Origin of the sequence: Lacrimispora sp. (assembly GCF_047605665.1) — a bacterium.
Classification (GTDB): domain Bacteria; phylum Bacillota; class Clostridia; order Lachnospirales; family Lachnospiraceae; genus Lacrimispora.
Window position 1 is genome coordinate 1 of the sequence record NZ_JASGFH010000040.1, and the last position, 10,219, is coordinate 10,219.

Consider the following 10,219-nt stretch of genomic DNA (forward strand, 5'->3'; position numbering starts at 1 on the left):
CCCCCCCCCCCCCCCCCCGCGGCGGGGCCGCCGGGCGGGCCAAGGGGTTTTAAAAGATTGGTTTGATGGGGTGGTGTTTTAGTCCGCAGTGCAAGCCATCGAATCCGTTGGATTCGATGGCTCACGGGCGTTCGCCCTATGAAACAGGACGTAGACAAATTTTCTTATGTGCAAGCACAACGAAAATTTGTCTACGTCCTGTTTCGCACTGCTCATCGCTTTCGTGAATATTATACCTTACCCAACTTCTTTATACAATAGAAAGTGTACTTTTATTCACCTAAAAACTTCCTTATATTCTCAATCACCTTCTTACTCAATATCTCAAACGCCTGTTTTGTCCTTCCCGCTGACGCATTCACACAGAACACTCCAGGGTGGTTTACCAATTCCCCTGTCGGATCTCCAGTAGCTGCGGCTGTATCACAAGCAAACCGATTATCCCCGCTCTCCAGCCAATTCTTCAACTCCCCCGCCTCAAACGCCGGACCGATAGAGGTGTTAAATAAAATCTTCCCATTCCCCAGCTTCTTAAACTCTTCTTCATGAAGCAAAATTACATTTTTATTCAAACACGTAAATACTACCTCGCTATATTCCAGCAGCTCATGAAGAGAACGGTATTTCATCCCCTTTTCTTCATATCCCGGTTTCCTGCTTCTGCTGTAATAAGAGACATCGGCTCCCATGAATTTTAACGCCTCTGCAATCATTCCTCCGGAAACGCCCATTCCTACGATTCCCACTTTCAAACCGGTAATTTCCACCGGGATATCTTTCCACATGGGACGGTCATAGCCGTGGAGGAATCGGACCAGTTCGCAGATTGCATATTCCACAACTCCCGCATCGCCGTAATCCCGGACTCCTGAAACTGTGATTCCGTGCTCCTCTGCATATTCAATATCCACATTGGCGCTTTCCTTTGAATAAAGGCTGCAGCACATTCCTACATATTTTATATCAGGGCATGTCTCCAATACGTGACGGTTGATTCTGGAAGTATAGCTGAGAAGCACTCCGTCGGCATCTCCGATTCTTCTTATGATCTCTTCATCATCAGCAGGGATGTCCTCATATAGCACCACTTCCCTGGCGTAACGAAACAGCTCTTGTTCTGCCTCTTTTACCAGGCTTACGGGTTCAATTGCAACTAATTTATCAAACATTTCACTGCCTCCTTAAAATACAATGGGGGAAACGATATTCTGCAGCGCAGCCACAATGCTCCATCCTGCGATTTCACTGGTGCTGGAGTAAATGTCCACAACAGCCTTAATTCCATCCATTTCCGCAGTGATCCTGTGGTCATCGCCAATCATTCCGGGAACACTGTTGACGGTGACCTTTGTATTCTCCGGGCCATTGGTTGCCAGAGAAGCGGCTACCGCCACATTGACCTTGGTGGGAAGCAGTTCAATGGCGCCTTTTGCATTTCCCTCAAATACTGTCGTGCTTTCCTCATCTGTCATCAAGTGTTCCTCAAAAAGCGGCGTGTTTTTCAAAGCCTGAGGCCCCTTCCACGTATCGAACCTGGTTGATGCGCCCATTAAGGTGACGGTGCGGAGCACGTCAAAGCCGCCTATGGCTCCGGAAGCTAAATATACCCTGGTGCCGTGGCTCGCTGCTGTTTTCTTTGTTTTTTCATAAAATGCTCCATCCGCAAATGCGCCGATGGACAGCACAATGAGATTGGAGCCGTTTGACAGGATTTTTTCCGCCATGGTTTTCACTGCTTCCACAGATGCTGCCTCCGCAATATAATCCGGCTTTAATTCCAGCAGCTCCTCAATGCTTTCACAGGCTCTGCATCCGCTTCCAGCTTCCAATGCATCGGTTTTCTCCCGGCTTCTTCCCACAATTCCCACCAGTTCATATTCCGGCAGCAAGCCTTCCTTCCATGCCCTGACAACAATTTCTCCCAGATATCCGTTTCCTATCATTCCCAGTTTCAGCTTACTCATGACAGCCTCCTTCTTCTTTAAACATTTAACTTTCATTATAAGTCCTGTCCCATTTGATTACAAGAGCAATTCCAAAAGAAAAGCGGAGAGCGCCTCTTAAGGTCTGCTCTCCGCTGCGGGATTTTCATATCTACTTGCTTTCTTCCAGGGCAACTCCGGCAATCTTGATGTTGACATCCAGAACCGTTAAGCCTGTCATGTTCTCAATGGCATTCTGAACCTTTTCCTGTACCTTTTCACTGACAGTAGGTATGCTGTAACCGTATTTGATGTTTAAGGATAAATCCACCGACACATGCTCTTCTGTCAGCTCCACCTTCACACCTTTGGATAAATTCTTCATACCCAGTTTTGCAACCAGCTCATTGGTAATATTGCCTGCCATGGAATCCACGCCTTCTACTTCAGTCGCAGCCAGACCTGCGATAATTGCTACCACATCATCTGCAATCTGCACTTCACCGATTTTATCTTTTTCATATACCTTGTGAGTATTTCTGCTTTCCACTTCTGCCACAGCGATTCCCTCCTGCACTAATATTGTATATACCATGGAATCATTATAGCAAAATCAGCCGTTGTTTGCAAAGGATTTTTACTCCTCCAGCTTCATCAGGGTGATGACGATATTTTCTGCCCCTACCTCGGCTTTTCTTTTTACGATGTCCTCAATCTGAGCTCTTTGAGGATCGGTGATGCTGGAAGCGTTGATGACCACATCCACTTTACCTCCGGAAATGCTGACCACCGGGTCTGCAAAGCCCTTGGCAAGAAGAAGGGTTTCTGCTGCATTCTCTTTTTCAGAAACAGCCGTCATCTCGATCATTTCCTGGATGGCCTGCTGTTTGGCAGACTCTTCCAGATTTGGATTGTTGATCAAATTCATCAAGGTTTCTTTATTTCTGGCCCTTACCTGCTCCCGGCTGAGCTGGACACTGGATATGTAATCCGATACATTCATTCCGCTGGTAAGAACTGCCTCTCCCGGATTGTCAAGTCCTGCTGCCTGCGGTTCACCGCTTCCTGCTTCCCCTTCGGCTGCCTGGGAAGACTCTGCTGCTGCAAGCTGGTCAATATCCTCTGCATCCTGGTCAAGGCTTGCAATTTCCTGGGTCACATCACTTTCTGCAATTGCCTGGTTTTCCGCCAAAATATCTTCTTCAGAAATGTCTGTCATCCCTGCTTCATAAACATCCGTTGCGGAAGCCAGCTCCTGCTTTCCGGCGTAATTTAAATATCCTGCTGCTGCTATCATAACGGCCAGCGTAGTGATGATGATCTGATTTCTTCTAAACAGTTTCTTCATATCCATCTTCTTTGGGGTTTTTGGGACTTTAGGTTCTTTACTTGTTTTCCAACTTCTCATACCTGACACTCCTTTATTATTCCACCCTCTTTAATACTTTTATTTTATGTGGGGGCAGGTTAAATAATGCTTCCATGGCACTGGAAATTTCAGCTTTTACCGTAGGACTGCCTCCGCCCTGGGCACTGATGACGATTCCTTCTACTTCCGGTCGTATCTCCTTCTCCACAATGGGAGCCGTATTTTCTCCTGAGCCGATCAAAATGGTGCTTTCCTGCTGTTCTGAGCTGGTGATCTTTCTGGTTCCCCCCGCGCTGTCTTTTTCGTCTGTAGAAGAATCCGAACTGTTTTTGTCAACCCGGAGCACCTTTTCCTCTGAGGATTTCAGCACGATCATCACTTCTGCCTGACCCACCCCTTCCACAGTTTTTAAGATCTTCTTCACCCTGTCCTCCAACTGCTCCTCATACGTCTGGCCTGCTGCCGCAGCTACAGCCATTTCCCCCTCTTCCAGTCCCCCTGCAAGTCCATGGGCCACGGCCTGGCTGTGGTTTTCTGCTGCCGTCTCCTGCTTCCCGTTCATAACCGAGCCTGTAGGAAATGTAAGGATCAGGATTATCATTCCAACCGCCAGCAGGATCAGCCACTTATCCTTTCCCATCTTCCACTTGAATTTCAATATCCTGTTCCTCCAAATCATAATATTCCCCAATCCTCCTTCTAAGACCTGAAAGCTGCAAATTTTCTTCCTGCCTTCTCTCCTCGCTTCTTCTCGTTTCCTGTTCCGTAATCTTCACTTCCTCCACCCGTTCTACCTTCTCCACAGGAACCACTCCCCCCGTCTCTCCCGCTTCCTCTTTCACAGTCAGTATCATAAAGACCTTCAAAACGTGGCAAAAGGTACTGCTTTCCTGATCCCGGTCTATTTCCGCCCTGATCTCTTTCCATCCAAAACCTGATGTCTCCGCCATGGAAGCCAAATCCGTTTCCACCGCCTCCTCATAGCCTGAGATCAGGGTTTTCAGCCGTTTATCCTCCATCGCAGAAATCTCCCCCTTGAGCTCCCCGGCTTCCTTCTTAATGCTGATGGATTCAAAATAATACGCCATGGTATTTTCAAGCCGCAATCCTCCTGTAACAGGCTTTAAAACCAGAAGAATGAGGACCATCCCGGCAAAAAAACGGATATATTTTTCATACTTCTTATTAGGAAGAAGGTTGGAAACAACAGTTATAAAAATCAGGTAATAAGCGATATTGCGTATCCATTCAAATAAGTTTTCCATTTCACTCACCCGGTATAATAAGTCACATTGGTAGAGGCACATACCAGCGCTATGGTAATGATAAACAGGAGGATTCCTGAGGTTGCTACGGAAAGCAGCATCTTATGGCCCTTTGCCATATCAGAAATGCAGCAGACGATCCTCTTATCACATACCGGCTGCAAAAGAGCTGCAACGCACTGGTACAAAACCATGAGCACTGCCAGCTTAAGCAGAGGAATGAGGGAAATGACCAAAAGCACGATGATTCCCGCCGCTCCAATGGTATTTTTTATCACAACCCCTGACCCCAGCACCATCTGAGCCACCGAGCTGACCCCTTGTCCGATTCCCGGTATGGCCCCGATCAGCTTCTGGACCGCTCCTGTTTTCATGGAATCCACATAAGGCAGCACCATGGACTGAATGATGTGAAATCCCAACACCACCCCTACCAAAGTCCTAAGTCCCCAGGAAATCACCTGTTCCAAAAGCTCATTCAGCCTTGAAAGCATGTCTTCCCTGGCAATGTGGCCTGCCATCACAAGAAGGGCGTAGCACCGGATGAGAGGCAGAAATACCTGCCCGAAAAGCCACTGGGCCGTTGATACGGCAAATAAGGTGAACTCATAGGAAGCCACTGCCGAAGCACTGCTTCCTGCAAATGCCGCCGCCAGAAAATAAGCCGGCATCAATGCCCTCATAAAATCCATAATCTGCCCCGTCACCTCTGCTGCAATGGTGACGCTGGTAAAAAAGCTGGCTGCCAATACGGTAAACAAAAGCAGATAAGTGACAAAAAATCCCGTCTCCGAAATCTGGCTCCCAGTAAATATGTTGGAAAAATTGGAAAACACCGCCCCAATGATTCCAAGGACCAAAATCTGCCCCATCATCCTCCCGCTGCTTCTCACTTCTCCTATGAGCAGGTCCTTGATGGCATCCCCGGCCTGTCCCATCACTTCATTCAGCCTTCCTTCCATCAAGGCGGTCATAAGCTGTTTAAAAGAGAGGTTCGTCACCTTCTCCCCCTTCATGCTGTCCAGAAACTGCTGAATGTCCGTCAAATCATACTGGTCCATTCCCATATCAACGGCCTGGCTTTCTCCCGCCTCATTTCCGGCCGCCTCCTGCCCCCAGGACACCTCTGCCCCGAAACAATCCCTGCTAAAAAGCAGCATGGGCAGAAGGAACACGAGAAAAAGAAGGGTATGTTTCATGGTATCGCCTCCCGTCATGCTGAAAATTTCTGCAAAGTTTCAATGAGCGCCAGCAAAATAGGCATACTGACTGCCAAAACAGACAGCTTTCCAAATATTTCGATCTGAGTGCCCACAGCTCCGTATCCTGCGTCCTTGCATATTCCTGAGGCAAATTCCGCAATATAAGTGATTCCCACCATTTTTAACAAAGTGGACAAATAAACGCTGTTAATTTTAATGTAGGACTGAATCTCCTTCATGGTATCCAAAATAGCGGTCAGCTTACTCATGCCGTAAAAGAAGATAAAAAATCCTGCCGCTATGATCAGATACGTCCCGTATTCCCCTTTTACTCCCTTTAAGGAAACCGCCAGAAGCACTGAAGCAACCCCTACTGCCGCTATGGTCATTACCGTCATATCATCACCTACAACGCAAACAGATTTTTAATGGATTCAAATAACTGATAAATGTAAGGCACCATCCAGAACAGCACCAGGATCAGCCCCGCAAGGCTTGTTAAAAATGCCTGTTCCTCCCGCCCGCTGTGTTTTAATACCTGGCAGATGACGGAAACCAGGATTCCAACTGCCGCAATTTTAAAAATCAAATTGACCCCCATGCCATCCTCCTTAATACATGACTATGGTTAGGAACAAACCGCCCATAATACCCAGACTGGTATAAAGGCGGCTTTTTTCCTGCTTATGTTCTCTCAAATAATCAATGGTCAGATCAAGCTGCTCCAAATACAAAAGAATATTCCGTTCCTGCATATCCATATCCAAATACCCCAAATGCTCCCCCAGCCCCTTCAAATTCTGTTTGTCCTCCTTTGACAGGCAGACTTCTTTTGGCATGTGGTCAATCTCTTCCTGCCAGACCTCATAAAAAAGCTCTCCCTGCTGCTTAAAAAGCCGTTCCGCCACCCGTTCAAACAAAGCCCCTATATCTCCTCCCGCCCTTCTTCCTGTCCGCTCAAATGCCTCAGCCAGAGGAGAATTACCGTAAACAATCTCAGCTTTTAAAAGAAATATCATTTTACGCAGCTTTTCCACCGTCTTCAAATGCTCATTCCACTGCCCTGCCATAAAAAATCCAAGTCCGGAACAGGAAACAATGACAAAAACAGCTCCTAAAATCCTCAGCCACCTGTTATCCATAAGCAATGTACTCCTGCCTGTCCCACTGAACTCCCATCTGGTGAACCTTCGCCTTGTAAAGCTGGGTCCCCCTGGAATCATAGATTTCGTCAATATTTCCAATCTTCCCAAGGTTATTTAAAATAATATAACGCTCAAAAATCCGCTCCTCCACCAGCTTTCGCAAAACCGGTTTCTGCTTCAAATCATCGATGGAGCTTCCATGAACCGTTGCAATCAGCTTGCATCCGCAGTTCATCACATACTCCATTGCCTCCAGATCCTCCCTGCTTCCTATCTCATCCACTGCAATGACCCTGGGAGACATGGTCCGTATGAGCATCATCATCCCCTTTGCCTTGGGACAGCAGTCTAAAATATCTGTGCGTATGCCCAGCTCATTCTGGGGAATCCCCTGGTAACAGGCCCCGATTTCAGACCTCTCATCCACAACTCCCACAGTCTGTCCCATATGCTCCTTTGTCCCATTGGAAACCTGCCGGATCATGTCCCTCAAAAGCGTGGTCTTCCCGCATCTGGGGGGAGAAATGATCAGCGTATGGCAAATTTCATTTCCATTCTCATAGAGATAAGGAAGAACCTCATCGGCGCACCCCTTCACCTGATGGGACAGTCTCACATTGATAAATGATATGTATTTCATAGTTTTAATCCCCGATTCGTCTAAAATAGTCTTTCCTGCAATTCCGATCCTGTGTCCCCCCTGCAGAGTGAGAAACCCCTGTTTCATTTCCTCCTCAAAAGCATAGAGTGAATAGCTACTCATATATTCCATAGTTTCCTTCAATTCATTCTTAGAAGCTATATAGGCATCATTCACCTCCCTGCTCAAGGTTCCCTTTGGCGTTATGTAAAACTCCTCATTGCGATATATCATCAAAAGAGGGGCTGCCACCCGGAGCCTGATCTCCTGAACCTCATCAAAATCCACGGTCACCCGGCCCAGTATCTCTCTTATGTTCTTGGAAAATATTTTAATAAGCTCGTCTTTTTTCTCCACCTTCATCCCTCCTCTTAACTCAATATATGTGAGGAGGGACAAATTATGACTGAAAACAAGATAGCAAAAAAACGGATCATCAGAAGGAAAGTGATGATCCGTTTTTAATATTCAGCTATTTTCTTAATGCATTCAGCGTTTCGGCCTCTTGCAAAGCTTCTTTCTTGATGTGCCTGAGGTATGCGCTTCTTGCGAAGTTTCTTTCTCAATAGCCCTGGAGCCTACACTCCTTGCGAAGTTTCTTCCTCAGTATCACCCAACTTCTAGTCCCTCGCGGAGCTTCTTTCTCAGTACACATGCTTCTATACCCCTTACGAAGCCTTTTTCTGAGTACTCCAACATCCACATTCCTTACGAAGCTTTTTTCTGAGTACCACCGGCGTTTACGCTCCTTACAAAGCTTTTTTCTTAATACCGCCCAACTTCTACACCCCTTGCGAAGCTTCTTTCTCAGTACCCCGATGTCTATATTCCTTACGAAGCTTTTTTCTGGGTGCCCCGACGTCCACATTCCTTACGAAGCTTTTTCTGAGTACACCAGCGTTTACGCTCCTTACAAAACTTCTTTCTTAATACCACCCAGCTTCTATGCCCTTTACAAAGTTTTTTCTCGGTACTTCCAACTTCTACACTCCTTGCAAAGTTTCTTTTTCAGTACCTCTGGCATCTATTTTCTTTGCGAAGTTTCTTTCTCAGTACCCCTGACGTCTGCGCTCCTTACGAAGCTTTTCCCTCTTCTCCCCAGCCTCCCACTCAGCCTTTTCTTCCTCTGTTTCTACAATAAGACGAGGAACCCGGACAGGTCTGTCATCCTTCATGCCCACATAGACCAAATAAGCCCTATTCACCCTTTCCCTATTTCCGTCCAAATCTTCCGTATAAGAATCCACCCGCACCTCCATGGAAGTGCTTCCTACATGAGTCACACTTCCTATTAAAACAACAGTCTCTCTCAAATGAACCGCCTTTGCAAAATGCAAGCTGTCCACAGCCACAGTGGTCACATAGGCATTGCAATGACGTTTAGCCGTCATAGCCCCGGTTTCGTCAATCCAGGACATAAGGTCCCCTCCAAATAAACGCCCCGCCGAATTTAAATACCTGGCCCTCACCACATGCATTTGCTCAGTCCGGGATTCTGCCACCCGTTTCGCTCTCTCTTCCATATTAATCAGTCCTTTTCTCTTCTATTTCACTTTAGCACAACTCAAAAATATAAATAACCTTTATTAAATGTCATACCCCATTTGTTCCATAGAGTGCTTCCCATCCTTTAATAAAGATTCACATATAAAATAATTTCCCTTATACCCTTTTCATATTATAATCACATATACAACGCATGGAATGGTCAAGACTTCCGCCGAAACGCTTCGCTAAAAACAAGCTGTGCTCCACACCATCTACACACATACTAAAAGCTAGTCCGGTATAATGGAATTACATTAATAACCGGAACTTCATATGGATGTATTTTTTTAATAGCATGAACAGTAGTATCAATATTATCCCGCAGGCAAGTGACCTCCACTTTAAGCTCAGGTTCAGCACTCACTACATTTTCTTCTCCGCTATAAGGACTACTCCCTTCCAAAGGCCGCCAGCACCCTATAACCTGGCTGTAGGACAAGCAACTGTCATAATTTCCTATATGCCCTGCATCCACACTTTGTAAAGCGCTTTGCAGCAAAGATAAATGTGTTTCAGGAATAAAGATTTCTATTTTACAATATTGAAAATTCTCCATAATTCTTTCTCCAATTATTCCATGACTATATGACTCTCTCAGGCATCACAAAACTTCTTGATATATCCGCATTCTACCACATTCCTCAATTCCTGTACACATATTTCCCGGCATTTCACCTTTCATACCTAAAGCGAAAATAACCCTGTTGCATAAAATCCCCTTAAAAATAAAAGGAACATGGCTGCTATAGATCAGCCACCTTGTTCCTTATAAAAATAGTTTTCCCAAGGGAGCGCCTAAAGTCTCTCCACCGGTTCAATACAAAATCCGCCCTTGTCTAAACTCTGTCTACGACTCAAAAGGCCTTTTAGGTCCACCCTTGTCTACACCCTGTCTACCCTAAAAAAGTATTTTCACAACACAAAAAAACAGCCAAACCCCTGATAAATCCAGGTTTCCGCTGCAATTAAAAAAAGCGCGAGACGGGACTCGAACCCGCGACCCCGACCTTGGCAAGGTCGTACTCCACCAACTGAGCCACTCGCGCTTACTTTGTTTTCTTCGTTTTCTCTTCTGAGGCATATACCCTCAAAACCACACATTGTTACATATCTATCTTCATCCGTTCT

General features: G+C 46.1%; 13 protein-coding genes and 1 tRNA gene. All 14 read right to left on the minus strand.

Going from position 1 to position 10,219, the window contains the following annotated elements:
- Positions 1-272 precede the first annotated feature (272 nt).
- The 14 genes from QM657_RS19680 to QM657_RS19745 all read right to left on the minus strand — a co-directional run bounded on the left by QM657_RS19680 (position 273) and on the right by QM657_RS19745 (position 10,137).
- Positions 273-1,169, minus strand: coding sequence for an NAD(P)-dependent oxidoreductase (locus tag QM657_RS19680; protein ID WP_415068403.1), 897 nt, complete (start codon positions 1,167-1,169; stop codon positions 273-275).
- Positions 1,170-1,181: 12 nt separating this feature from the next.
- Positions 1,182-1,964, minus strand: a complete 783-nt coding sequence (locus tag QM657_RS19685; protein WP_415068404.1) for an aspartate dehydrogenase domain-containing protein — start codon at positions 1,962-1,964, stop codon at positions 1,182-1,184.
- 130 nt (positions 1,965-2,094) lie between these two features.
- Positions 2,095-2,481, minus strand: coding sequence for an Asp23/Gls24 family envelope stress response protein (locus tag QM657_RS19690; protein WP_415068405.1), 387 nt, complete (start codon positions 2,479-2,481; stop codon positions 2,095-2,097).
- A 78-nt stretch (positions 2,482-2,559) separates the two neighbouring features.
- Entirely contained in the window at positions 2,560-3,330 is a 771-nt protein-coding gene (locus QM657_RS19695) for a SpoIIIAH-like family protein (RefSeq protein ID WP_415068406.1), read from the minus strand.
- 16 nt (positions 3,331-3,346) lie between these two features.
- On the minus strand, positions 3,347-3,970 hold the full coding sequence (locus tag QM657_RS19700) for a stage III sporulation protein AG (protein ID WP_415068407.1): 624 nt from the start codon (positions 3,968-3,970) through the stop codon (positions 3,347-3,349).
- A complete protein-coding gene (locus tag QM657_RS19705; protein ID WP_415068408.1) occupies positions 3,918-4,556 on the minus strand; it encodes a stage III sporulation protein AF in 639 nt (212 codons plus the stop codon). Before QM657_RS19705 ends, QM657_RS19700 begins: the two co-directional genes overlap by 53 nt.
- 5 nt (positions 4,557-4,561) lie before the next feature.
- On the minus strand, positions 4,562-5,755 hold the full coding sequence (locus QM657_RS19710) for a stage III sporulation protein AE (RefSeq protein WP_415068409.1): 1,194 nt from the start codon (positions 5,753-5,755) through the stop codon (positions 4,562-4,564).
- A gap of 14 nt (positions 5,756-5,769) precedes the next feature.
- On the minus strand, positions 5,770-6,156 hold the full coding sequence (gene spoIIIAD / locus QM657_RS19715; protein WP_415068410.1) for a stage III sporulation protein AD: 387 nt from the start codon (positions 6,154-6,156) through the stop codon (positions 5,770-5,772).
- Between the two features lie 8 nt (positions 6,157-6,164).
- Positions 6,165-6,359, minus strand: a complete 195-nt coding sequence (spoIIIAC, locus tag QM657_RS19720) for a stage III sporulation protein AC (RefSeq protein WP_158375393.1) — start codon at positions 6,357-6,359, stop codon at positions 6,165-6,167.
- 10 nt (positions 6,360-6,369) lie between these two features.
- Complete coding sequence (locus QM657_RS19725; RefSeq protein ID WP_415068411.1) at positions 6,370-6,900, minus strand: stage III sporulation protein AB; 531 nt, start codon at positions 6,898-6,900, stop codon at positions 6,370-6,372.
- Complete coding sequence (gene spoIIIAA / locus QM657_RS19730; RefSeq protein ID WP_415068412.1) at positions 6,893-7,900, minus strand: stage III sporulation protein AA; 1,008 nt, start codon at positions 7,898-7,900, stop codon at positions 6,893-6,895. The genes QM657_RS19725 and spoIIIAA overlap by 8 nt, the downstream gene beginning before the upstream one ends.
- A 692-nt stretch (positions 7,901-8,592) precedes the next feature.
- Positions 8,593-9,066 (minus strand): acyl-CoA thioesterase, encoded by a 474-nt coding sequence (locus QM657_RS19735; RefSeq protein ID WP_415068413.1) that lies wholly within the window; start codon positions 9,064-9,066, stop codon positions 8,593-8,595.
- A gap of 248 nt (positions 9,067-9,314) precedes the next feature.
- Entirely contained in the window at positions 9,315-9,647 is a 333-nt protein-coding gene (gene cutA / locus QM657_RS19740) for a divalent cation tolerance protein CutA (RefSeq protein WP_415068414.1), read from the minus strand.
- Between the two features lie 417 nt (positions 9,648-10,064).
- Positions 10,065-10,137, minus strand: a tRNA-Gly gene (locus tag QM657_RS19745).
- Between the last annotated feature and the right edge of the window lie 82 nt (positions 10,138-10,219).

What these genes read in the sequence shown, in the direction of transcription:
- QM657_RS19695 (WP_415068406.1), bottom strand. Translation starts at nt 3,330, where the DNA reads ATGAGAAGTTGGAAAACAAGTAAAGAACCTAAAGTCCCAAAAACCCCA.
- QM657_RS19680 (WP_415068403.1), bottom strand. Translation starts at nt 1,169, where the DNA reads ATGTTTGATAAATTAGTTGCAATTGAACCCGTAAGCCTGGTAAAAGAG.
- QM657_RS19710 (WP_415068409.1), bottom strand. Translation starts at nt 5,755, where the DNA reads ATGAAACATACCCTTCTTTTTCTCGTGTTCCTTCTGCCCATGCTGCTT.
- QM657_RS19685 (WP_415068404.1), bottom strand. Translation starts at nt 1,964, where the DNA reads ATGAGTAAGCTGAAACTGGGAATGATAGGAAACGGATATCTGGGAGAA.
- cutA (WP_415068414.1), bottom strand. Translation starts at nt 9,647, where the DNA reads ATGGAGAATTTTCAATATTGTAAAATAGAAATCTTTATTCCTGAAACA.
- QM657_RS19700 (WP_415068407.1), bottom strand. Translation starts at nt 3,970, where the DNA reads ATGATTTGGAGGAACAGGATATTGAAATTCAAGTGGAAGATGGGAAAG.
- spoIIIAD (WP_415068410.1), bottom strand. Translation starts at nt 6,156, where the DNA reads ATGACGGTAATGACCATAGCGGCAGTAGGGGTTGCTTCAGTGCTTCTG.
- QM657_RS19725 (WP_415068411.1), bottom strand. Translation starts at nt 6,900, where the DNA reads ATGGATAACAGGTGGCTGAGGATTTTAGGAGCTGTTTTTGTCATTGTT.
- QM657_RS19735 (WP_415068413.1), bottom strand. Translation starts at nt 9,066, where the DNA reads ATGGAAGAGAGAGCGAAACGGGTGGCAGAATCCCGGACTGAGCAAATG.
- spoIIIAC (WP_158375393.1), bottom strand. Translation starts at nt 6,359, where the DNA reads ATGGGGGTCAATTTGATTTTTAAAATTGCGGCAGTTGGAATCCTGGTT.
- QM657_RS19705 (WP_415068408.1), bottom strand. Translation starts at nt 4,556, where the DNA reads ATGGAAAACTTATTTGAATGGATACGCAATATCGCTTATTACCTGATT.